Origin of the sequence: Sphingobium sp. TCM1, from assembly GCF_001650725.1 — a bacterium.
Lineage (GTDB): Bacteria > Pseudomonadota > Alphaproteobacteria > Sphingomonadales > Sphingomonadaceae > Sphingobium.
In genome coordinates this window covers 182,200-203,758 of sequence record NZ_LXVX01000001.1, presented here as the reverse complement: position 1 = coordinate 203,758, position 21,559 = coordinate 182,200, and the positions used below count along the sequence as shown (strand labels likewise).

Annotated in this window: 21 protein-coding genes; 12 read left to right on the top strand and 9 right to left on the bottom strand. The window is 66.7% G+C overall.

Going from position 1 to position 21,559, the window contains the following annotated elements:
- Positions 1-37: 37 nt before the first annotated feature.
- Positions 38-220 carry a hypothetical protein gene (locus A7Q26_RS00910; RefSeq protein ID WP_066855176.1) on the top strand — a complete coding sequence of 61 codons (183 nt, stop codon included), beginning with the start codon at positions 38-40 and terminating at the stop codon, positions 218-220.
- Between the two features lie 300 nt (positions 221-520).
- Here the strand turns inward: A7Q26_RS00910 and A7Q26_RS00905 are convergent, their stop codons facing one another.
- Positions 521-1,993: an aldehyde dehydrogenase family protein gene (locus tag A7Q26_RS00905; protein WP_066855173.1), complete on the bottom strand. Its 1,473-nt coding sequence runs from the start codon at positions 1,991-1,993 to the stop codon at positions 521-523.
- A 201-nt stretch (positions 1,994-2,194) separates the two neighbouring features.
- Between A7Q26_RS00905 and A7Q26_RS00900 the strand changes: the two genes are divergently transcribed.
- The 7 genes from A7Q26_RS00900 to A7Q26_RS00870 all read left to right on the top strand — a co-directional run bounded on the left by A7Q26_RS00900 (position 2,195) and on the right by A7Q26_RS00870 (position 10,273).
- Positions 2,195-3,067 carry a GNAT family N-acetyltransferase gene (locus A7Q26_RS00900; RefSeq protein ID WP_066855170.1) on the top strand — a complete coding sequence of 291 codons (873 nt, stop codon included), beginning with the start codon at positions 2,195-2,197 and terminating at the stop codon, positions 3,065-3,067.
- Complete coding sequence (locus tag A7Q26_RS00895; RefSeq protein ID WP_066855167.1) at positions 3,064-4,527, top strand: NAD-dependent succinate-semialdehyde dehydrogenase; 1,464 nt, start codon at positions 3,064-3,066, stop codon at positions 4,525-4,527. The genes A7Q26_RS00900 and A7Q26_RS00895 overlap by 4 nt, the downstream gene beginning before the upstream one ends.
- 120 nt (positions 4,528-4,647) lie before the next feature.
- Positions 4,648-5,724, top strand: coding sequence for a tartrate dehydrogenase (locus A7Q26_RS00890; RefSeq protein ID WP_066855164.1), 1,077 nt, complete (start codon positions 4,648-4,650; stop codon positions 5,722-5,724).
- 117 nt (positions 5,725-5,841) lie between these two features.
- Positions 5,842-7,254 carry an aspartate aminotransferase family protein gene (locus tag A7Q26_RS00885; RefSeq protein WP_066855161.1) on the top strand — a complete coding sequence of 471 codons (1,413 nt, stop codon included), beginning with the start codon at positions 5,842-5,844 and terminating at the stop codon, positions 7,252-7,254.
- A 20-nt stretch (positions 7,255-7,274) separates the two neighbouring features.
- The gene (locus A7Q26_RS00880; protein ID WP_066855158.1) at positions 7,275-7,769 is read left to right on the top strand and encodes an Lrp/AsnC family transcriptional regulator; all 495 of its coding nucleotides are present in this window, start codon (positions 7,275-7,277) and stop codon (positions 7,767-7,769) included.
- 16 nt (positions 7,770-7,785) lie between these two features.
- On the top strand, positions 7,786-8,931 hold the full coding sequence (locus tag A7Q26_RS00875) for a M20 aminoacylase family protein (RefSeq protein WP_066855155.1): 1,146 nt from the start codon (positions 7,786-7,788) through the stop codon (positions 8,929-8,931).
- A gap of 124 nt (positions 8,932-9,055) precedes the next feature.
- A complete protein-coding gene (locus A7Q26_RS00870; protein WP_066855152.1) occupies positions 9,056-10,273 on the top strand; it encodes a calcium-binding protein in 1,218 nt (405 codons plus the stop codon).
- 70 nt (positions 10,274-10,343) lie between these two features.
- Here the strand turns inward: A7Q26_RS00870 and A7Q26_RS00865 are convergent, their stop codons facing one another.
- From A7Q26_RS00865 to A7Q26_RS00845, 5 genes are read right to left on the bottom strand one after another with little or no spacing between them, the layout of a single operon-like run.
- A complete protein-coding gene (locus A7Q26_RS00865) occupies positions 10,344-11,297 on the bottom strand; it encodes a copper resistance protein B (RefSeq protein WP_066855149.1) in 954 nt (317 codons plus the stop codon).
- Positions 11,294-13,033, bottom strand: coding sequence for a copper resistance system multicopper oxidase (locus tag A7Q26_RS00860; protein WP_066855146.1), 1,740 nt, complete (start codon positions 13,031-13,033; stop codon positions 11,294-11,296). The genes A7Q26_RS00865 and A7Q26_RS00860 overlap by 4 nt, the downstream gene beginning before the upstream one ends.
- A 24-nt stretch (positions 13,034-13,057) precedes the next feature.
- The gene (locus A7Q26_RS00855; RefSeq protein WP_066855143.1) at positions 13,058-13,615 is read right to left on the bottom strand and encodes an RNA polymerase sigma factor; all 558 of its coding nucleotides are present in this window, start codon (positions 13,613-13,615) and stop codon (positions 13,058-13,060) included.
- Positions 13,612-14,049 (bottom strand): periplasmic heavy metal sensor, encoded by a 438-nt coding sequence (locus tag A7Q26_RS00850; protein WP_066855365.1) that lies wholly within the window; start codon positions 14,047-14,049, stop codon positions 13,612-13,614. Before A7Q26_RS00850 ends, A7Q26_RS00855 begins: the two co-directional genes overlap by 4 nt.
- A 7-nt stretch (positions 14,050-14,056) precedes the next feature.
- Positions 14,057-14,317, bottom strand: coding sequence for a hypothetical protein (locus tag A7Q26_RS00845; protein WP_066855140.1), 261 nt, complete (start codon positions 14,315-14,317; stop codon positions 14,057-14,059).
- A gap of 149 nt (positions 14,318-14,466) precedes the next feature.
- On the opposite strand from A7Q26_RS00845, the gene copC reads away from it, so the two are divergent.
- Together copC and copD are read left to right on the top strand one after the other, a co-directional pair.
- Complete coding sequence (gene copC, locus A7Q26_RS00840; protein WP_066855138.1) at positions 14,467-14,841, top strand: copper homeostasis periplasmic binding protein CopC; 375 nt, start codon at positions 14,467-14,469, stop codon at positions 14,839-14,841.
- A 6-nt stretch (positions 14,842-14,847) separates the two neighbouring features.
- Positions 14,848-15,729: a copper homeostasis membrane protein CopD gene (gene copD / locus A7Q26_RS00835; RefSeq protein WP_066855135.1), complete on the top strand. Its 882-nt coding sequence runs from the start codon at positions 14,848-14,850 to the stop codon at positions 15,727-15,729.
- Positions 15,730-15,746: 17 nt separating this feature from the next.
- Here copD and A7Q26_RS00830 read toward each other — a convergent pair whose 3' ends face one another.
- From A7Q26_RS00830 to A7Q26_RS00820, 3 genes are all read right to left on the bottom strand, one after another.
- A complete protein-coding gene (locus A7Q26_RS00830) occupies positions 15,747-16,463 on the bottom strand; it encodes a cupin domain-containing protein (RefSeq protein WP_066855132.1) in 717 nt (238 codons plus the stop codon).
- 79 nt (positions 16,464-16,542) lie between these two features.
- The gene (locus A7Q26_RS00825; protein ID WP_066855129.1) at positions 16,543-19,080 is read right to left on the bottom strand and encodes an ABC transporter permease; all 2,538 of its coding nucleotides are present in this window, start codon (positions 19,078-19,080) and stop codon (positions 16,543-16,545) included.
- A complete protein-coding gene (locus A7Q26_RS00820) occupies positions 19,077-19,778 on the bottom strand; it encodes an ABC transporter ATP-binding protein (RefSeq protein ID WP_066855126.1) in 702 nt (233 codons plus the stop codon). Before A7Q26_RS00820 ends, A7Q26_RS00825 begins: the two co-directional genes overlap by 4 nt.
- On the opposite strand from A7Q26_RS00820, the gene A7Q26_RS00815 reads away from it, so the two are divergent.
- Positions 19,777-20,502 (top strand): arylesterase, encoded by a 726-nt coding sequence (locus tag A7Q26_RS00815; RefSeq protein WP_066855123.1) that lies wholly within the window; start codon positions 19,777-19,779, stop codon positions 20,500-20,502. The two genes, A7Q26_RS00820 and A7Q26_RS00815, sit on opposite strands and share 2 nt — an antisense overlap.
- Positions 20,499-21,536 carry an oxidoreductase gene (locus tag A7Q26_RS00810; protein WP_066855120.1) on the top strand — a complete coding sequence of 346 codons (1,038 nt, stop codon included), beginning with the start codon at positions 20,499-20,501 and terminating at the stop codon, positions 21,534-21,536. The genes A7Q26_RS00815 and A7Q26_RS00810 overlap by 4 nt, the downstream gene beginning before the upstream one ends.
- The last annotated feature ends 23 nt before the right edge of the window (positions 21,537-21,559 follow it).

The window sequence follows — 21,559 nt, the reverse complement described above, 5'->3', positions numbered from 1 at the left end:
GACGCCTCAATGAATATGATTTATGAGGCGTGCATCCATGTCCACGATCGAACGAATGACCGTGACGATGCCCGCCGAAAGGGCAGCGTTCATAAAAGCGCTGAGGAACGACATCGACAAGGGGCTGGCCGATATCGCCGCCGGTCGGGTGAAACCGTTTGACGCCGGCGCCATTGTCGCACGCGGAAGGGCTCTGTTAGCCGATACCCGCTCCGCCTGACCGAAACAGCGGAAGTCGACCTGTGGCCGATATCTGGCCTCACATCGCCATGGAAGGGTCGGAAAGGCGCGCGACGCGCTATGCCCAGTCCCTGCAATCACCGCCGGAGCGTTTGCAGGCCTTTCCCCCTGTCCGACCCTTCGCGCGACGATCTGGCGGTGCGGCTTCGGGCATTGGTTCATGGTTCCTACGCCGCCCATTATCAGTTTTCCGGCACGGACGTGGTGGTCGTGCGTGTCATTCCATGGCCCACGCGATCTGGACGCGTTGGCCATGAGCAATGGTTTCAACTGAGTTGCGTCAGAATTCGATCAAGGCCGTCTTGGTCTTGAGATTGGCGACATAGGCTTCGCGGCCGAGATCCTTGCCGATGCCGGACTGTTTATAGCCGCCGGTCGGCAGGATGAAGTCGTTGCTGCGGCCATAGCGGTTGACCCACACCGTGCCGGCCTCCAGCGCGCGGGTGGCGCGGAGCGCCAGCGCCACGTCTGCGGTATGGACCCCGGCGGCCAGGCCATAGGCGCTGTCATTGGCCAGCGCATAGGCTTCCGCTTCGTCGGCGAAGGTCTGGACGGTCAGCACCGGCCCGAAGATTTCACCCTGCACCGCCTCGCTCCTCTGGTCGACATTGGCGAGCAGGGTCGGGGCGAAATAGCTGCCCTCCTGCGGCGCGGTGGCGCGCCCGCCGCCCGCCAGCACCTTCGCGCCATCGCTGATCGCGCGCTTGACGATGCCGTCGATGCGATCCAGCTGGCCTTCGGAAATGATCGGGCCGAGCGTCGTGTCGGTGCGCCAGGTCGGGCCGGCCTTGTGCGCTGCAAAGGCGGCAAGGATGCGATCGATCACCTGATCGGCCACCTTGTCCTGCACCAGCAGTCGCGATCCGGCGACGCAGACTTGGCCCGCGTTCAAGGTGATGGCGCGGGCGACGATCGCCGCCGCCTTGTCGACCGCGGCATCGGCAAAGACGATCTGCGGACTCTTGCCGCCCAGTTCCAGCGTCACCGGCTTTGGCCCGGTCTGGGCGCAGGCGGTCATGATCGCAGCGCCGGTGGCGGTCGATCCGGTGAAGGTGACCTTTGCGACTTCGGGACGGCGCACCAGCGGATCGCCGACCGACCGGCCGTCGCCCTGGACGATGTTGAAGATGCCAGCCGGAAGCCCGGCCTCGATCGCCAGTTCAGCGAGGCGCACGATGCTGAAAGGCGTCATTTCCGAGGGCTTGAGGACCACCGAATTGCCCGCCGCAATGGCCGGCGCGATTTTCCAGCCCGCCATCACCAGCGGCAGGTTCCACGGGGCGATCGCCGCGACCACGCCATAGGGTTCGGCGATGGTAAGGCCCAGCTTGTCGGGCGTGGTCGCCGCGACTTCGCCCCCGACCTTGTCCGCCCATTCGGCGAAGAAGCGGATGGTTTCGGCAGTGTAGCTCACATCCCAGGCGTTGATTTCGTTGATCGTGCGGGTCGAGCCGAGCGCTTCGAGCGGCGCGAGGGTCGCGGCATCCGCCTCGATCAGGTCGGCCCAGCGGCGCAGCACCTTCATCCGCCCGCGCGGATCGGTCTGCGCCCAGCCGCTGTACTTGTAGGCGGCCTGCGCATTTTCGACCGCTTCGCCCAGCTGATCGGCATCCACGCTGTCCAGTTCCGCCTGCACCCGGCCGTCGGACGGGCGCAGAACGCTGATCGACGGGCCACGCCCGGCGACACGGCAGCCACCGATGAAATTATGCGCGCTGGCAAGGCTGATCTGATCGGGGTCGAAACCGGACACGGCGCATATCTCCTCTTGCGGGCGTCACGGCAGGATAAAGGCGCGTGGCGGCATTTGTTGCAGTTGCGCTGGAAAATGTGCGCGATAATCTTCCAAAAATAATGTGAAGGCAGCAGCCAATGCTTGGCGCGGCCTCCTAATGTCCGCCCACTGATTCCGATGAAGCGGCGGGCGCCCCCTTCCCGCCAAGGAGCAAGACGCATGGCGACAGGCATAGAGGCGATGGTGGACCTGCGGCGCATGACCGCGCAGGATCTGGCCGCCGCCCACGATCTTTCCAGCGAGCAGAAATGGCCGCACCGCATCGAGGATTGGGAGATGCTGCTGAGCCTGGGCTTCGGCTATGTCGCCGAGCGGGACGGCCCGGACAATCAGCGTGAAGTGATCGGTACGGCCATGGCCTGGCTCTACGGCACAGAGGCGGCAACGCTGGGCATGGTGATCGTGTCGCCGCGCGCGCAGGGCATGGGCATCGGCCGCCGGCTGATGGACGCGGTGCTGAACGATCTGGGCGATCGCACCGTGCTGCTCAACGCCACCGACGAGGGTGCGCCGCTCTATCGCAAGCTGGGGTTCGAGGCGATCGGCCCGGTGTTCCAGCATCAGGGCGCGGCATTCGCCGTGCCGATGGCGCAATTGATCCCCGAAGAACGGGTGCGGCCGCTGGGCGCCAAGGATATGCCGACGCTCTACAGTCTGGCCCGGCGAGCGACCGGCATGAATCGCGACGCGCTGCTCGACGCGCTGGTGCCCGGCGCTCAGGGCGTGGTGCTGACCCGCAGCAACGAGCCGGTGGGCTTTGCGCTATTCCGCCGGTTCGGGCGCGGCTATGTGGTAGGCCCGACCGTCGCGCCGGATACGGGCGGGGCCAAGGCGCTGATCTCGCACTGGCTGGGGTCCAATGCAGGGATGTTCTGCCGGCTCGACATACCGGAGGAAAGCGGCCTGGGAGCCTGGCTCGACGAACTCGGCCTGCCCTGCGTCGGTCGGGTGATGCGAATGATCCGTGGCCCCCTGCCCGCGACCGACCCGTCGGTCATGACCTTCTCTCTCACTACGCAGGCGCTCGGATGACCCTCTCGCTCAACAATCCCGCCCTCTTTGTCCAGCAGGCCTTCATCGGCGGTCAGTGGGCCGGGGCTGCGTCGGGCGCGACCGTGGCGGTCGACAATCCCGCGACCGGCGCGATCATCGGGACCGTTCCCGATTGCGGCGAGGCCGACACGCAGGCAGCGATCGCCGCGGCCGAAGCGGCATGGCCGGCATGGCGCGCCAGGACGGCGGGCGACCGCGCGGCGCTGCTGGAGCGCTGGCACACGCTGGTGCTGGACAATCTGGCCGACCTGGCCCGGATCATGACCGCCGAGCAGGGCAAGCCGATCGCGGAAGCTGAGGGCGAGATCCGCTATGCGGCAAGCTTCATCAAATGGTTTGCCGAGGAAGCGCGGCGGATCGACGGCGGGATCATTCCCGCGCCCGAGGCCAATCGCCGCATCCTCGTCATGAAGGAGCCGGTCGGCGTGTCGGCGGCCATCACGCCCTGGAATTTCCCGGCGGCGATGATCACGCGCAAATGCGCCCCGGCCCTTGCCGCGGGCTGCCCGGTGGTGGTCAAGCCCTCCGAAATGACGCCCTTCAGCGCGCTGGCGCTGGCGAAGCTGGCGGAGGAGGCGGGCTTCCCGGCAGGCGTGTTCAGCATCGTCACGGGTATGCCCGCCGCGATCGGCGGGGCGCTGACCGCGAGTCCGGTCGTGCGGAAGCTGTCCTTCACCGGATCGACGCGCGTGGGTTCGCTGCTGATGCGGCAATGCGCGGACACCATCAAGCGGGTGAGCTTCGAACTGGGCGGCAATGCGCCGCTGATCGTGTTCGACGATGCCGACCTGGACATCGCCGTCGCCAGCGCCATGGTCAGCAAGTTCCGCAATGCAGGCCAGACCTGCGTCTGCGCCAACCGCATATTGGTGCAGGACGGCGTCTATGATGCCTTTGCTCAGAAGCTGGCGAGGGCCGTGAGCGCATTGAAGGTCGCACCGGGCGACATGGCGGGCAGCACGATCGGCCCGCTCATCAACGCCGCGGCGGCCGAGAAGGTGAAGGCGCATGTAGAGGATGCACTGGCGCATGGCGCCACGATCTTCGCGCAGGCGCCCGATGGCGCGAGCGGCGCGCGCTTCGCGACCCCGGTGGTGCTGACCGGCGCGACGCGGGATATGCGGCTGGCAGAGGAAGAGACGTTCGGCCCGGTCGCGCCACTGTTCCGCTTCACCCATGAAGAGGAAGGCATCGAGCTGGCCAATGCGACCAGCTATGGCCTCGCCAGCTATTTCTACACCGAGAATCTCCATCGCGCCTTCCGCGTCGCCGAGCGGCTGGAGGCGGGCATGGTCGCGCTCAACAGCGGGTCGATCGCGATGGAGGTCGCGCCCTTCGGCGGGGTCAAGATGTCGGGCCTCGGCCGCGAGGGCGCTCATGCGGGGATCGAGGAATATCTGGAGACCAAGGCGTTCCATATTGCAGGGCTGAAGCTGTAAACCTGCTTCTAGTCCGTTCGCGCTGTTCAAACGAGTCGCTTGCCTCGTTTGAATATCGAAGCGCATTTCTTCTTAAAAAATAGAGGGCTTCGACAGGCTCAGCCCGAACGGGAGATTTTAATGGCGAACTCGCGCAACTATTCCATCTCCGTCATCCCCGGCGACGGCATCGGCAAGGAAGTCATGCCCGAGGGCATTCGCGTGCTGGAGCGCGCGGCGGGCCTTTACGGCTTTTCCATCGATCAGACGTGGCAGGATTTCGCCTGCTGCGACTATTATGCCAGCCATGGCCAGATGATGCCGGACGACTGGAAGGAGCGGATCGGCAACCCCGACGCGATCTTCTTTGGCGCCGTGGGCTGGCCCGATACGGTGCCCGATCATGTCTCGCTCTGGGGTTCGCTGCTCCAGTTCCGCCGCGAATATGACCAATATGTCAATCTGCGCCCCGTCCGGCTGATGCCCGGCGTGCCCTGTCCGCTGGTCGGGCGCGAGCCGGGCGACATCGACTTCTGGGTCGTGCGCGAGAATACGGAAGGCGAATATAGTTCGGTCGGCGGCAAGATGTTCCCCGGCACCCCGCGCGAGGTGGTGATCCAGGAAACGGTGATGACGCGGCACGGCACCGACCGGGTGCTACGCTACGCCTTCGAACTGGCGGCGACGCGGGATCGCAAGCATGTCACGTCGGCCACCAAGTCCAACGGCATCGCCATCACCATGCCCTGGTGGGACGAGCGGGTCGAGGAGATGGCGAAACACTATCCGACCGTCACCCACGACAAATATCATATCGACATCTTGACCGCGCAGTTCGTGCTGAACCCGGATCGCTTCGACGTGGTGGTGGCGTCCAACCTGTTCGGCGACATCCTCTCCGACCTCGGCCCGGCGTGCACCGGCACGATCGGCGTCGCACCATCGGGAAATATCAACCCGGACCGCACCGCGCCCTCTCTGTTCGAACCGGTCCATGGGTCCGCCCCGGACATAGCGGGCAAGGGCATCGCCAATCCGGTCGGCCAGATCTGGTCAGCGGCGATGATGCTGGAGCATCTGGGCGAGGCGGAGGCCGCCGCCGCGATCATGCGCGCGGTCGAGACGGTGCTGGCCGAACCGGGGCTGCGCACCGGCGACCTCAAGGGCAAGGCCAACACGCAAGAGTGCGGCAAGGCGATCGCCGACGCGCTCTCCTGACGCCGGGGAACCGGCGCGGCAGAATATGCCGCGCCGGTTCGCGATAAAAGCCGGGGACGATGCCTGTTCGCCCCATATCGGGCTTTCGCCCCGCGGCATAAGGATAGGCTGACCTCCATGACCACAACAGCGAGCCCCCCGATGACGCTGCAATCCAACCGGTCCCTGCTGGACATCGACCGCGATCACCTGATCCACCCCGTCACTTCCTTTCGCGGGCATGAGGCGCGCGGAGCGACGCTGTTGCAGAGCGGCAAGGGCATGTGGCTGACGGATATCGACGGCAAGGAAGTGCTGGACGCCTTTGCCGGCCTGTGGTGCGTCAATGTCGGCTATGGCCAGGACAGCATAGCAGAAGTGGCGGCCGAACAGATGCGTCGCCTGCCCTACGCCACCGGCTATTTCCATTTCGGCAGCGAGCCGGCGGTGAAGCTGGCGCAGCGGCTGGTCGACCTCAGCCCCGAGGGACTGGACCATGTCTATTTCACGCTGGGCGGGTCGGACGCGGTGGACTCGGCGATCCGCTACATCACGCACTATCATAACGCGATCGGCAAGCCGGCGAAGAAGCAGTTCATCGCCCTGGAGCGCGGCTATCATGGGTCGAGCAGCACCGGCGCGGGGCTGACGGCGCTCGCCAATTTCCATCGCGGCTTCGACCTACCGCTGCGCTGGCAGCATCATATCGCCTCCCCCTACCCCTATCGCAGCGAGCTGGAGGGCGACGACGCTGCGATCATCGCGCGATCGGTGCAGGAGTTGAAGGACAAGGTGGCGCAGCTGGGCGCGGACAATGTCGCCGCTTTCTTCTGCGAGCCCATCCAGGGATCGGGCGGCGTCATCGTGCCGCCGGTCGGCTGGCTCAAGGCGATGCGCGACGCCTGCACCGAGCTGGACATTCTCTTCGTCACCGATGAAGTCATCACCGGCTTCGGCCGCACCGGGCCGATGTTCGCCTGCGAGGCCGAGGGCGTGACGCCGGACCTGATGACTTTGGCCAAGGGGCTGACCGCCGGCTATGTGCCGATGGGCGCGCTGCTGATGTCGGACAAGATCTATCAGGGCATCGCCAATGGCGCCGCGCCGGACCTCGCCATCGGCCATGGCGCGACCTATTCCGGCCATCCCGTCAGCGCGGCCGTGGGCCTGGAAGTGCTGCGCCTCTATACCGATGGCGGCATATTGGCGAACGGGCAGAAGGTCGCCGCGCGCTTCGACGCCGGGCTGGCGGGCATTGCCGACCATGCGATGGTCGGCGACACGCGGGGCCGCGGGCTGCTGGGCGCGATCGAGCTGGTCGCGGACAAGGGCGGGAAGACGCGCTTCGATCCCGCGCTGAAACTCGCCGACCGGCTGTTCGAAAAAGGCTATCAGAACGGCGTCATCTTCCGGGCCTTCGCCGACAATATCATCGGCCTCGCGCCGGCGCTCTGCGCGTCCGACGCGGAGATGGACGAGATATTCGCCCGCATCCGCAAGACGCTGGACGATCTGCTCGAAGAAGCCGATATTCGCGCGGCGGTGGGATAAGACGAAGGGGGAGCAGGGATATGCTGGGCGGACCACGACTGGACAGGATCGACCTCAAGATCCTCACGCAGCTTCAACAATCCGGCCGCATCACCAATGTCGAGCTGGCCGACGCAGTGGGCCTGTCCCCCAGCCCTTGCCTGACCCGCGTCAAGCGGCTGGAGAAGGCAGGCTACATCACCGGCTATGGCGCGCATATCAACCTGCACAAGCTGGGCGAATATCTGACCGTCTTTACCGAGGTGACGCTGACCGAGCATCGCGCCGGCGACTTTTCGCGGTTCGAAACGCGCATCCGCAAGCTGGACGAGATCGTCGAATGTCACCTGGTGAGCGGCGGTTACGATTATCTGCTGAAATTCGTGACGCGCGGCGTGGCGCATTATCAGTCGATCATCGAAGGGATGCTGGAGAGCGACTACGGCATCGAGAAATATTTCAGCTATGTCGTGATCAAGTCGCCCTTCATCAAGCATCATTATCCGATCCAGCATCTGTTCGGCGAACAGCGATAGGGCTAGGTTTCCAAGCATGACCGACATTGCCGACCTGATCGAACCGCTCGTCGCGTTTCGCCGCGACATCCATGCCCATCCCGAGCTTGGTTTCTGCGAGCATCGCACCGCGGCGAGGATCGCCGAGCAGCTGCGCGCGCTCGGGCTGGAGGTGCATGAGGGGATCGGGCGGACCGGCGTCGTCGGCGTTCTGCGGAACGGCACGTCGTCGCGCAGTATAGGCCTGCGCGCCGACATGGACGCTCTGCCCATCCATGAGCAGACCAACCTGCCCTATGCCAGCAAGACGCCCGGCACCTTCCATGGGTGCGGCCATGACGGCCATGTCGCCATGCTGCTGGGCGCGGCGCAGCATCTGAGCCGCAGCCGCAATTTCGACGGAACCGTCCATTTCTTCTTCCAGCCCGCCGAGGAAGGCCAGGGCGGCGCGCGCGAGATGGTGAAGGAAGGGCTGTTCGATCGCTTCCCCTGCGACCGGGTGTTCGGCCTGCACAACTGGCCCGACCTGCCCGCCGGCACGATCGCGACCCGTCCCGGCCCGATCATGGGCGCGGCCGACAAGTTCGAGATCCGGCTGGAGGGGCGCGGCGGCCATGCCGCCATCCCGCAGGATACGCCCGATGCCATATTGGCTGCGGCATCCCTGGTGCAGCAACTGAACGCCATCGTGTCGCGCCGGATCGCGCCGACAGCATCGGCCGTATTGTCGATCACGCAAATCCATGGCGGGCATACCCATAATGTGATCCCCGAACTGGTGACGATCGGCGGCACGGTCCGCACCTTCGATCCGGCGGTGCAGGACCGCATCGAGGAATCGATCCGGCAGATTGCGGCGGGCGTGGCGCAAGCGGGCGAGTTGACGGCAACGGTCGACTATCAGCGTTATTATCCCGCGACGATCAACGATGCGGAGGCCGCGCAGGAAGCGCTGGCCGCCGCGGCGACCGTGGGCGAGGCGCGACTGGCGCCCGATCCGGCCTTCACGTCCGAGGATTTCGCCTTCATGCTGCAGGCGTGCAAGGGAGCCTATATCTGGCTGGGGCAGGCCAGGCCCGAAGGGTCGGCGCCGCTGCACAATCCGCATTATGATTTCAACGATGATGTGCTGGAACTGGGTGTCCGGCTGCATGTCGCGCTGGCGGAGCGCCATCTGAACTGATCGTGCCGCGGCACTGAACCATCGGACACCATCCGTCTGCGTACTGGCCCGGCCAGCGCGGGAAAGCCATTCTGGTCACGCTATTGGCGTCTGCGCGACGCCTTCACTCCAATGGCTGGCCGTCATGAACATATTGGGGACCAACAAGAATGACACGCTCATCGGTTCCACGCTCGCGGATCTGATCCAGGGCTACGCCGGGAACGACGTCATTTCAGCGGGCCTTGGCAATGACCAGATTTTCGGCGGGGACGGCGACGACAAGCTCTATGGTCAGCCCGGCGACGACTTCCTGAAGGGGGCGGATGGGGCCGATCTGCTGGATGGCGGCGATGGCAATGACGGGCTGGATGGCGGCCCGGGCAATGATGTGCTGCGAGGCGGTTCAGGCAACGACCGGCTGGACGCGAAGGACGGTAACGATGTTGTCGATGGCGGCTCGGGCCATGACATGATCGTTGCCGGCATCGGCGACGACACCATCTATGGCGGCGCCGGGCGCGACTATCTTGATGCGGGTGCGGGCAATGACACCATCTACGCCGGCGATGATGCGGATGGCTTTCTCGACGAGATCAATCCCGCCACCGGACTGCTGACCAATCAGGCAGTATCGGGCGGCGACGGCAACGACATCATCCATGGCGAGGGCGGCAACGACGCGCTGAAGGGCGAGGCCGGCGACGACCGCGTCTATGGCGGCGACGGCAACGACCGGGTCGATGGCGGCGATGGCCATAATCAGCTCGACGGAGGCGCCGGGAACGACATCCTATCGGCGGAGTGGGGCAACGACCAGCTTCTGGGCAGCGCGGGCGACGACCTGATCGAGGCCGGGGACGGCAACGACCTGCTGAATGGCGGCGCCGATGACGACATATTGACGGGCGAAGGCGGATCAGATGTGATGCTCGGCGGGTCCGGCCTGGACCGGCTTCAGGGCGGCGAGGACGACGATCAGTTGTTCGGCGGCAATGATGCCGATGCACTGTTCGGCGACGCTGGCGCCGACTTGCTGTTCGGCGAGCTGGGCGCGGACCGGCTGTGGGGCGGCCAAGGGGCCGACCGCTTCGTATTCAAGGGCGCGGGCGCGCTGGACGGCGGCGACCGCATCGATGATTTTCAGGACGGGATCGACCGAATCGTGCTGGAGAAGCTGGGCGTGACGCAGTTCAGCAATTCAGGTAGTCCCGGCACGGTGTTCGCGCAGGATCAGGCCGATGGCGATGTCGCGCTGTGGGTGACGACGGGCGACGGCGTGCGCTTCGGCATCGAGATCGGCGACCCATCCGGCACGCTGATGGCGGCGAACTTCACCGTCGCCGACTTCCTGTTCATTTGATCCAGCGCGCTGGGTTAAATCGGACGCAGGACGCGCGCTCCCGTTTTTAGTTGTGGCATCGTTTTTTGCTCTAGAACCAGAAGCGCACGCCCATCACCAGACTGGTGGCCGACACCCCTTCCCCCGCCGCGCGGGCGTAGCGGGCGGTGTCGCCGAAGCTGCGTTCCCAGTTGACGCCGACATAGGGCGCGAATTCACGCGCAAATTCGTAACGCAGCCGCAACCCGAGTTCGACGTTCGAGATCCCCGATCCGATGCCCAGTTCCGGCACGTCCTGCGCGGCGATGTTCACTTCGGCGGCGGGTTGCAGGATCAGGCGCTGGGTGAGGCGCTGGTCGTAGCTGCCCTCGACCCGCAGATGGGCGTCCCCCTTGTCGGAAAGGAACGCCTGCGCCTCGACCTCGAACCAGTAGGGCGCGAGGCCTTCGATGCCGATCGTCGCATAACTGCGCTGGGGTTGTGGACGGATATCGTGGCGGACACCCGCGACCAGGTTCCACCAGGGGTCGATGGCGCGGCTGTAAAGCGCCTGCACCTCGGCGCTTTCGAGCGGCCCGCCGACTTCGCCCTCCCCTTCCGACTTGATGGCGAGGCGGTTGATGTCGCCGCCGATCCAGCCTTCCCCTTCCCAATGATAGCCATCCGCACCCTTTTGCGCGCGATATTCCAGCCGATCGACCATCAGTTGCGAGAAGATCATGCCGCCGCTTTCCTTGCGCAAGGCGGCGCGGGCGCGGGCCATCACTTCGGGGGCGTAGAAGGCTTCGGCGGCATAGTCGGTCGCGACAGGCGGCGCGACGCCCTGTGGAATGGTGGCGTCCGACGCGGGCGCGCCATGGCCGGCGTGGGGATTGGCAGCCTGGTCCCCCGCCGCGGCTTCCTCGGCCGGCGGCGCCTGGTGCGCGCTATGGTCCATCTGCTCATGGTTCATCTGCCCATGATCCATCGGCGGTTCGGTCTGTGCGAGAGCGGGCATGGCGATACCGGCCAGCAACAGAGCGACAGCGGCAGTCAGGCGCTTCATGCCGCATCTCCCTCGTGACGAACCGTGACGACGCGCATCATCCCGGCGTGCATGTGCATCAGCATGTGACAGTGAAAGGCCCAGTCGCCGATCGCGTCGGCGGTAAGATCAAAGCTGATCCTGCCGCCCGGCAGGACGTTCACTGTATGCTTGCGCGGGTTGTGGGCCGCATCCTCTCCGGTCACGAGCTGGAAGAAATGGCCATGGATATGAATAGGGTGCGGCATCATCGTGTCGTTGATCAGGTTCACGCGCACCCTTTCCATATGGCGGAAGGGAATGCGCTCTGCCCCCTCCGACAGCTTCACGCCGTCAAAGGACCACATATAGCGTTCCATGTTGGCGGTGAGGTGGATGTCGAGCGTGCGGGTGGGCGTGCGGACATCCTCGTTCGGCTCCAGCGCGCGCAGATCGGCATAGGTGAGGACGCGGTGCTCCACATCCTCCAGCCCCGTCGGCCGGTCGGCGGTACGATCAGCCGGCATTGAGGACAGGGTGGCGACCCCCGGCCCCATCGGCACGTTCGGCGCGACCGAGGGATCGAGCATCTTCATGCTATGGCCTGCCATGCTGTCATTGGCCGGCTGGCTCAAATCAATGACGCCACCCTGCCCCATGTCCATGCCCGACATGTCCATCCCCATGTCCTTCATGGTGAGCAGAGGGCGCTGGCGAAGGGCCGGGATCGGCGCGACCAGGCCGATCTGCGGCGCCAGCGTCGCGCGGACCAGGCCGGATCGGTCGATGGCCTCGGCGACCAGGCCATAGGGTTTCGCCTCGGTTGGCTGGACGACCACGTCATAGGTTTCGGCGATGCCGATCTGGAATTCATCGGTTTCGACGGGCTGGACATGCTGGCCGTCGCACTGGACCACGGTCATGGAAAGTCCGGGCAGGCGCACGTTGAAATTCGTCATGGCGGACGCATTGATGATGCGCAACCGCACCCGCTCGCCCGGCGTGAACAGGCCCGTCCAGTTTTCCGCCGTCCCGTGGCCATTTACCAGGAAGCTGTAGGTGGAGCCGGTGACGTCGGAAATATCGGTGGGGTCCATGCGCATCGCGCCCCACTCCATCCGATCCTTGAGCGGCATGTCCCTGCCCTTGAGCAATCCGGCGAGCGTCTGGCGCTGCATGTTGTAATAGCCGCCCATCTGCTTGAGGCGCTTGAGCAGGACATGGGGATGGACCGGCGACCAGTCGGCCAGCATGATCACATGTTCGCGTGTCGCCTGCACCGGATCGGGACCGGCCGGGTCGATGACGATCGGGCCATAATGGCCCATCGCCTCCTGCATCCCGGAATGACTGTGATACCAGTAGGTGCCTGACTGGCGGATCGCAAATTCATAGGTGAAGGTTTCGCCCGGACGGATGCCGGGGAAGCTGACGCCGGGCACGCCGTCCATCTGGAAGGGAAGGATGAGGCCGTGCCAGTGGATCGACGTGTCCTCCCTGAGCCGGTTGGTGACGGCGAGGCGGACAGTCTGGCCTTCCTTCAGGCGAATGAGCGGCGCGGGAACGGTGCCATTGATGGTCACGGCATGGGCGGACCGCCCGCCGGTGCCGAAATGGCTTTCCCCCACGGTCAGCGCGATCGTCTCGCCCGACAGGACTCCGGGCGCAGGTCGCAGGCCGGGCGTCCCGCTACGCGCCCAGGCGGGGAAAGCCTGCGCGAGCGTGAGGGCGGCGGCGCCTTTGAAGAAGGTGCGACGATCGAGGGACAGGTTGCTCATGCCCCTTCATACGCGGGTGCAGCTTCAATCCCTCAAAATTTCCGTCAGTTTCGCGCGGGCGCGATACAGGCGCGTTTCGACCGCCTTTTCGGTAATGCCCAGCACCTGCGCCGCCTCCGCCTGGCTCATCTGCTCGATGGTGCGGAGCAGCAGCACATCCTTGAGATTGGTAGGGAGCATCGCGATGGCGGCATTGATGCGGCCCAGTTCGCGCTGCGAGTGAAGCGCCTGCTCCGGGGTTGCGCCCATGTCGGCGACGTCGAGCGCGTCATCAAGGGGCTTTGCGAAAGCGAAGAAGCGACGAACCGCGCGCCGCCGCGCCCAGTCCCGGCACTTGTTGAGGGCGATGCGCGCGATCCATATGCGAAAGGGACGCGACCCGTCATAGCGGGCGAGCGCGGCGAAGGCGGCGACGAACGTCTCCTGCGTGATGTCGAGCGCTTCGTCGCCATCGCCGACATGCCCCCGCGCGAGCCGCCAGACGGCATCGCGGTGACGCTGCATCAATGCGCCAAATGCGGACTGGTCCCCGGTCAGCGCGCGGCCGGCCAGCGCCCGATCGTCAAGGTCGGGCGGCGTCACCGGGCCGGCTGGGTCAGCGCCTTGACCACGGCGGCATCGAACTGCGCCGCCTGATCGGGGCGCAACACGGCGCGCATCGCGAAGATGTGCTGGAGCGTCTCCTTCTGCAGCTGGCCCATCACATGGTGCGAACGATCGACCGCTTCTCCGACCTTGGGGCCATAGCCATGTTCGGCAGCGATGGCATCGGCGAGCCGCTGATTGTCCGCGCGCATTTCCGCCTCCAGCGCCTCACGGCGCCGGGCGAAGGCGGCCTCCAGTTCATGGATGCGCCGTTCCTGCGCCGCGTCGAGCGTGAGGCGCTGGTGCAGCAGGGCATGAACCTCGCTCTCCACGCGCGGCTCGGGCGCGATCCAGAAGCGCGCGACCAGCACCGCCGCCAGCGCGGCGGCGAAGGCAACCAGGGCGACGAGCAGATAGCGGCGGATCGTCATTTGGCGCTCATTGGCCGAGCAGACGCGAAGGCGCATATTCCGACATGCCGATCGGCAGCGGCGATGCCTGCGCCGGAGCGGCAGGGACGACGCTGCCCGCCCAGCCGATGCCGATGGCGAGCAGGCCGGCCAGCATCAGGCTACGACGCGCGGTCGTCTGTTCGCGCCGGCGAGCCAGGCCGCCCATCACGGCGGCATCCATCTCCTCGAGCCGCGCGTCGGTGGGCATCGCCCGCAGCGCGCCCAGCATCTGATCCAGATCGGTCATTGTAAAATCTCCATCCTCATGACCGCATACGCGCGCAATGCCCTTATCCCTCGCACCGACGCGAAGGATGGAAAAAATTATGTGCATGTCGCGAGGGCTGCGGCAAGTCCATGCGTAATTCCCCCTAGCTACCCTGACGGAGACACCAGATGACCCGCACTTTCTTGACCGTTGCCGCCGCTCTTGCCCTGGCCCTGCCGGGCGTTGCAAGCGCGCACAGCAAGCTTCTGTCGTCCAGCCCGGCCGCCAACGCGACCGTCGCCAAGCCGACCAAGCTGACGCTGACCTTTTCCGAAACCTTCCTGGCCCCGATGAGCGGCGTGGAACTGACCATGACCGGGATGCCGGGGATGGCCAATCATGCCCCTATGCCGATCAAGGGCTTCAAGACCGCCGTCGAGGGCAAGACGATGACCGTCACCCTTCCCCGCGCCCTGCCCGCCGGCAGTTATGACCTGAAATGGCATATCGTCGGCGCCGATCAGCACAAGATGGAAGGCAGCTACAGCTTCAAGGTGAAGTAAGCCCCGATGACCGAAGGGACACTGATCGGCGCGCGCTTCGCGCTGATGCTGGACCTGGCGCTGCTCATGGGTCTTCCACTTTTCTGGTGGGTGATGGGCGCAGGCAAGCATCGGGCCGGGCGGAAAGCCGTGCTGGCGCTGCTGGCGGCCGGAGGCATGGCACTGTCCGTGCTCTGGCTGCTGGCAAGCGCGGCGGCGATGACCGGTACGCCGATCACGTCCCCGGACTGGGAGAGTGCGTGGATATTGCTGACGATGACGCCGGTCGGTCCGGTGCTGGCCGTGCGCGGCGCGGCGCTGCTGATCGCGCTGGTGGCCACCGCCCTGCCCCACGGTGAGCGGTTGACGTCGATACCGGCCGCCGTGGCGGCGGCGACCCTGGCCTGGACCGGCCATGCCGGTGCGACCGAGGAACTGGCCGGAACGCTGCATCGGGCCGCTGACGTTGCCCATGTCTGGGCGGCGGCCGGCTGGATCGGGGCGCTGGCGGTGCTCCTCCATTCGGTGCTCGCGTTGCGGCCGTCGAGCGGCGAAATGCGGCGCCTGTCGACAATGCTGGCGCGCTTTTCGCTGATGGGAACGCTGGTGGTCGCGACACTGGTGGTCAGCGGCGCGGTCAACGCGGTCATGATCGTGGGCGTGACCCAGCTGCCAGCGTTGCTGGGGAGCCGTTATGGCTGGCTGCTGGGCGCCAAGCTCACCCTGTTCGCGCTGATGCTGGGGTTGGCCGGGGCCAATCGCTGGCGATTGACCCCGGCGCTGGAGGCGAGCGACGCGCCGCAGCGCGCGGTCGCGCATCTGCGGTTGTCGCTGCTGGTGGAAACGAGCGCTGCCATCGTCATCATCGGCCTTGTGGCCTGGCTTGGGACGCTCGATCCGATGGCTTGATCGGCTCCGTTCGAGCGTCAGGCCGGGCGGTAGATGCAGTAGATTTTCTTCACATGCACGCGGCTGTCCCAGCTGCAACTGGCACCCTGTTCGACCAGGAAGATGTCGCCCTTGTGGAACGTGCCTTCCGCCCCGGCTTCGTCGACGAAGGTGACGCTGCCGTCGAGCAGATACATGAGTTCGAAATGGACATAGCGCATGGCGCGACGGTGATAGGGGGTCGAATCCCAGGTGCCGGCCATGAACTCGCCATCTTCCGACTTCCAGTCGCTGTTGTTGCGGCACTGGGGGGTCGGACCGACCAGCAATTCAGCGAGCGGCGCGCCCGACGGGACGAGCGGCGCGTCGGCGTCCACCGGGATGATCGCACCGTCGCCGGCCGGGCCACCGGTGCGGCGCATGAACAGGAGGCGGCTGGCGGCGTCGGCGGTCCAGGCAAAGGCCGCGCCGCCGCGCAGTACGATGCTGTCGCCTTCGGCCATGGCGATGTCGGTATCGCCCTGCACAATGCGGACCACACCGGATTCGACGATCACGAATTCGTCGGCGGGCATCGCGCCCACCACGCCCGCGCCTTCGGGCAGGGCGATGAGGCCGGCGGTGATCGGGCCAGGCGCGAGCGGGAGTTGCGCGCGAGCGGCGAGGAAGGGATCGCCCTCGCCCATCGTTACGGTCGCGCCGGCTGCCCAGGCGCGCAGGTCGATGAAGCTGCGGGTCAAAGTCTCGTTGGTCATGACGGCCTTTCCTTGTGGAAGGCCGCCAGAATAACCGGCCCTGCGCGGCACGATGCGCCGTTTGGCGCGGGGCGGCCCGTCAGACCTGCCGCAGGGCGCGGGCCGGACGGACCGAAAGCAGCGGGATCGATCCGGCCAGACCGATGCCGAGCGTCAGCAGCGCGCCGCCCGCGAGCGTCGCCAGCACCACCGGCCAGTCGGGCGCCCAGCCGAAATCGAAGAGCTGCACGATCACGAACCACGCCGCCGCGCTGCCCAAAGCCAGCGCGACCAGCGCCAGAATGGCGGCAAGCAGGCCATATTCGAGCGCCTGTCCGCCAAGCAACTGCGCGCGGGTGGCGCCCAGCGTCTTGAGGATGACGCCGTCATAGCTGCGCGCCTGGCGCGAGGCGGCGATGGCCCCGACCAGTACGGCGATGCCCGCAAGGATCGCAACCGATGCGGCGACAAGGATCGCGCGCGACATCTGGGTGAGGATCGTGCCGACCTGGTCGATCACCTCACCCACGGCAATGACCGACACGCCGGGGAAGGCGGCGAGCAGGGCGCGGGTGATGGCGGCGTCGCGGCGCTGGTCGGCGGCGCCCGAACCCCATGTGACCGTAGCGGCGAGGCTGTGGGGCGCGGACTCCAAGGTGGTCGGCGAGAAGACCAGCACATAGTTGAAGCCCATCGTGTCCCAGTTGACCTTCCGCAGCGAGGCGATCCGCGCCTCGATCTCGCGCCCCAGGATGGAGACGGTCAAACTGTCGCCGACGCCGATATCCAGGGTCCTGGCCGCCTCGGCGTCGAGCGAGACGAGCGGCGGACCGCGATAATCGGTCGGCCACCATTGGCCGGCCACCAGTTCACTGCCCTCCGGCAGCGCCGGGCTGTAGGTTACGCCACGCTCGCCGCGCAGGAACCACGCACCTTCGGGCATTTCCGCCAGATCGGCGACACGCTGGCCGGCATAGGCGGTGATCGTGCCGCGCAGCACGGGGACGATATTGAGCTGCGCGTCGGGCGCTTCGCGGGCGACGATACTGCGGAACCGCGCCTGTTGCGGGGCGGGGATGTCGAGCACGATCTGGGCAGGCGCCTTTTTCGGCACGACCTGCCGGATTTCCGCGTTCAGGCTGGTCTGGATGCCCGCCAGCGTGACGAACAGGGTGAGGGCAAGCCCCAGCGCCACGATCAACGCCGCGGTCTGCGCGCCGGGGCGGTGGAGATTGGCGAGCGCAAGGCGCAGCAGCGGGCGCCGCGGCCGGGGCAGGCGGCGCGCGAGGCGGCTGACCGCTAGACCCAGGCCGAGCAGCAGCACCAGCACGGCCGCGACCGCGCCGAGCACGGCGGCGGAGAAGAGCGGCTCGCGCGCGGTGCCCAGCGCGAGCGCAACCAACAGAGCGCCAGCCCCGGCCATGGCGGCGAGGCTGCGGCGGTCGAGACCGCTGCGTGTCTCCACCGCGCCGCGGAAGATGGCGGCGGCGGGCTGGGTACGCGCCTTGGCCAGGGGCGGGAAGGTGAAGAGGAAGGCGATCAGCAGGCCATAGCCGGCGCTCGCCAGCAGCGGCAGCGGGTGCAGGCGGAATTCGGGGCTGACCGGCAGCACGTCGCCCGCGAGCGCCACCAGCAGCGGCGGCAGCGCCGCCCCGACGACGAGGCCCGCCCCGATGCCCAGCGTCGCGACCGCGCCGATCTGAAGCCGGTAGATGCGGGCGATGTCAGCGGAGGTCGCGCCCAGCACCTTGAGCGTTGCGATCCCGCCGCGCTTGCCGGCAAGATAGGAGGCGACGCCATTGCTGACGCCGATCCCCGCAATCACCAGGGCGGCAAGGCCGATCAGGGACAGAAACTGTCCCATCCGTTCGATGAAGCGGTTGGCGCCGGGGGCGGCGCGATCACGATCCTTGAAGGTCCAGCCTTCGTTCGCGCGCGCCTTTTCCCAATCCTGCCGTACGGTGGTGGCGTCATGGCCGGGCAGGAGGCGGATGCGATATTTGGCGGAATAAAGGCTGCCCGGCTGGATCAGGCCCGTGCGGCGCAGCCCCTCCATGGAGACGATCGCGACCGGCCCCAGGGTGAAGCCTTCACCCAGCCGGTCGGGCTCATCGGCAATGATATCGGCGATGGTGAAACGGGCATCGCCATAGCGAAGCTGCTCGCCCCGCCGGACAGCGAGACGCTCGGCCAGCGCTTCGCCGATGACGACATGGGCGGCATCCATCGGACGATAGGCGCCGTTCCGGAGCGAAAGCGCGCCATAGAGCGGATAGGCGTCGTCCACGCCCTTGAGTTCGGTAAGGATCGCGGGTGGAGCATCGCCCCTGCCCTGCGCCACCCGCTGCGCCATGGCGCGCATCCGGATGGTTTCACTGAGCGTGCCGAGCTGGCGGAATGCCTCCCGGTCGCCCAGGCTCGCCTCGCGCTGGGTCATGCCGATCTCGATGTCGCCACCCAGGATGACGCGCCCCCGATCGCGCAGCTCCTGCGTGATCGCCGATGTCAGGCTGCCGATCGCGGCCAGGGTGGCGACGCCCAGGAAGAGGCAGAGGAAGAGGAGTCGCAAGCCCCGGAAGCCCAGATGCAGGTCGCGCCGCGCGATCCGCCAGCTCGCCTGCCAGCCAAGGCCGGTCATGCGGCGCGGTCCGCGACGATCCGGCCGTCGCGCATCTCGATAATGCGGCCGCACCGTTCGGCCAGAGCCGGGTCATGGGTGATGATGACCAGGGTCGCCCCCGCCGCCTGCTGCCGATCGAACAGGATGTCCATGATCGCCGCGCCGGTGGCGGCGTCGAGATTGCCCGTGGGCTCATCGGCGAAGAGCAGGGTCGGGCGCGGCGCGACGGCGCGGGCGATGGCGACGCGCTGCTGCTCCCCGCCCGACAGCTGGGCGGGATAATGGTCGAGCCGGTGGCCAAGGCCCACCGCGCGCAGTTCGTCCGCCGCCAGGACGAAGGCATCGGCATGGCCCGCCAGTTCGAGGGGCACGGCGACATTTTCCAGCGCGGTCATCGTCGGCAGCAGATGGAAGCTTTGCAGAACGATGCCGATCCGGCCCCGGCGCGCGCGCGCCAGTTCATCCTCGCCGAGCGCTCCGAAATCGACCCCGCCTACGTCCACGCTGCCGCCGCTGGCGCGTTCGAGACCGGACAGCACCGCCATCAGCGAACTCTTGCCCGATCCCGACGCGCCCAATATGGCGACGCTCTCGCCCCGCAGGATGGACAGGTCCACGCCCTTGAGGATCGCCACCGGCGCATCGCGCGTTCCCAGCTGGAGGGTGACATTGCGCGCGCGGATCGCGATAGTGGCCGGATCAATGGGCAAGTGCATGAAGAAGGAGCGCTCCTTGGCGGGCAGATTTTTGCAATATGGGGCGCTGACGCTGTTTGTCCATCTGGCGAGCGCCTGTTCGGACCAGGCGCCTCCCCCTCCGCCCGTCGCCAACCAGGCGCCGGCGGCGAACGCGGCCGAACCGGCAGCCGCAAAGGCAGAAGACGCGAAGCTGGTGGTCGCGTTCGGCGACAGCCTCTACGCCGGCTATAATCTGGACCAGGGCAAGGGGCTGGCCCCGATGCTGGAACAGGCGCTCAACGCGCGAGGGGTGAAAGCGCGAGTGGTCAATGCCGGCGTATCGGGCGACACCAGCGCGGCCGGGCGGGCGCGCCTGGCCTTCACGCTCGACGGCCTGCCGCGCACGCCCGACCTGATGCTGCTGGGTCTGGGCGGCAACGACATGCTGCGGGGTCTGTCGCCGAAGGAGACGCGCATCAATCTGGACGCGATCCTGGACGAGGCGAAGCGACGCGGCATCAAGGTGGTGCTGACCGGCATGATGGCATCGCCGAATATGGGACCGGACTATGCCGCCGCCTTCAACCCCATCTATCCCGACCTCGCACGGACGCATGGCGCAACGCTCTATCCGTTCATGCTGGACGGGGTGATCGGGAAACCCGCGCTCCTGCTGCCCGATGGCATCCATCCCAATGACAAGGGCGTGACCGCGATCGTCGGCAGGCTGGCGCCACTTGTTGCAGGAGCGTTGAAGGGATGAGCATCGCCGTTGGTCTGATCGGCTATGGCATGGCGGGCCGGGTCTTCCACGCGCCGCTGATCCGCGCGGCGCCCGCGCTGGAGCTGAAGGCCATCGTCACCAGCCGTGCGACGGAGGTGGCGGCGCTCGATCCCGGCATCGCCTGTTTCGCGACGCCCGAGCAACTGCTGGCGGATCCCGCGATCGACCTGGCGGTGATCGCGACACCGAGTGCGACACATGCACCGCTCGCCGCAGCAGCGCTGCGCGCGGGCAAGCATGTGGTGGTCGACAAGCCTTTCGCCCTGTCGCTCGAGCAAGCACGCGATCTGGCCGCGCTGGCCGATGTGTCGGGCCGACGGCTGGCGGTGTTCCACAATCGCCGGTTCGACAGCGATTTCCTGAGCATCCGGGCGGCGATCGAGGAAGGGCTGGTCGGACGGGTCACGCTGGTCGAAAGCCATTTCGATCGTTTCCGGCCACAGGTGCGCGACCGCTGGCGCGAGGATGGGTCACCGGGGTCGGGCGTATGGTTCGACCTGGGACCGCATCTGGTCGATCAGGCGCTGGCGCTGTTCGGACGCCCCCAAGCGGTGAGCGCGGACATCGTGGCGTTGCGCGACGGATCGGGGGCGGATGACTGGGCGCATGTCGTGCTGCGCTATGCCGACCTGCGCGTAATCCTGCACGCCAGCCTGACCGCACCGGGCGGCGACGCCGGTGGCAGCCCGCGCTTTACGGTCCATGGCACGGCCGGGACTCTCATCAAGCGCAGTCTCGATCCGCAAGAAGCGCAACTGGTCGCGGGGTTGCGGCCAGGAGATCAGCGATGGGGCGTCGATCCCGATCCGGTCGAATGGCATGACGGCGAGGGCCGCATCGCGCTTCGTCCGACGCTGAGAGGATGTCAGGAGCGCTTCTATCGCCAGATCGCCGATGCCTTGATGACCGGCGCGCCCCTGCCCGTCCCGATTGACGAGGCGGTCGCCGTGCAGGAAGTGATAGAGGCGGCATCGCTGTCCGCGCGCGAGGCGCGGGTGGTGACGCTGCCCTGACCAAGGACATAAAAGGAGGATTG

Bases quoted from the DNA above. Each gene is read 5' to 3' on its own strand.
- A7Q26_RS00910 (WP_066855176.1), top strand. From the start codon at position 38: ATGTCCACGATCGAACGAATGACCGTGACGATGCCCGCCGAAAGGGCA.
- A7Q26_RS00900 (WP_066855170.1), top strand. From the start codon at position 2,195: ATGGCGACAGGCATAGAGGCGATGGTGGACCTGCGGCGCATGACCGCG.
- A7Q26_RS00895 (WP_066855167.1), top strand. From the start codon at position 3,064: ATGACCCTCTCGCTCAACAATCCCGCCCTCTTTGTCCAGCAGGCCTTC.
- A7Q26_RS00890 (WP_066855164.1), top strand. From the start codon at position 4,648: ATGGCGAACTCGCGCAACTATTCCATCTCCGTCATCCCCGGCGACGGC.
- A7Q26_RS00885 (WP_066855161.1), top strand. From the start codon at position 5,842: ATGACCACAACAGCGAGCCCCCCGATGACGCTGCAATCCAACCGGTCC.
- A7Q26_RS00880 (WP_066855158.1), top strand. From the start codon at position 7,275: ATGCTGGGCGGACCACGACTGGACAGGATCGACCTCAAGATCCTCACG.
- A7Q26_RS00875 (WP_066855155.1), top strand. From the start codon at position 7,786: ATGACCGACATTGCCGACCTGATCGAACCGCTCGTCGCGTTTCGCCGC.
- A7Q26_RS00870 (WP_066855152.1), top strand. From the start codon at position 9,056: ATGAACATATTGGGGACCAACAAGAATGACACGCTCATCGGTTCCACG.
- A7Q26_RS00865 (WP_066855149.1), bottom strand. From the start codon at position 11,297: ATGAAGCGCCTGACTGCCGCTGTCGCTCTGTTGCTGGCCGGTATCGCC.
- A7Q26_RS00860 (WP_066855146.1), bottom strand. From the start codon at position 13,033: ATGAGCAACCTGTCCCTCGATCGTCGCACCTTCTTCAAAGGCGCCGCC.
- A7Q26_RS00850 (WP_066855365.1), bottom strand. From the start codon at position 14,049: ATGACGATCCGCCGCTATCTGCTCGTCGCCCTGGTTGCCTTCGCCGCC.
- A7Q26_RS00845 (WP_066855140.1), bottom strand. From the start codon at position 14,317: ATGACCGATCTGGATCAGATGCTGGGCGCGCTGCGGGCGATGCCCACC.
- copC (WP_066855138.1), top strand. From the start codon at position 14,467: ATGACCCGCACTTTCTTGACCGTTGCCGCCGCTCTTGCCCTGGCCCTG.
- copD (WP_066855135.1), top strand. From the start codon at position 14,848: ATGACCGAAGGGACACTGATCGGCGCGCGCTTCGCGCTGATGCTGGAC.
- A7Q26_RS00830 (WP_066855132.1), bottom strand. From the start codon at position 16,463: ATGACCAACGAGACTTTGACCCGCAGCTTCATCGACCTGCGCGCCTGG.
- A7Q26_RS00825 (WP_066855129.1), bottom strand. From the start codon at position 19,080: ATGACCGGCCTTGGCTGGCAGGCGAGCTGGCGGATCGCGCGGCGCGAC.
- A7Q26_RS00815 (WP_066855123.1), top strand. From the start codon at position 19,777: ATGAAGAAGGAGCGCTCCTTGGCGGGCAGATTTTTGCAATATGGGGCG.
- A7Q26_RS00820 (WP_066855126.1), bottom strand. From the start codon at position 19,778: ATGCACTTGCCCATTGATCCGGCCACTATCGCGATCCGCGCGCGCAAT.
- A7Q26_RS00810 (WP_066855120.1), top strand. From the start codon at position 20,499: ATGAGCATCGCCGTTGGTCTGATCGGCTATGGCATGGCGGGCCGGGTC.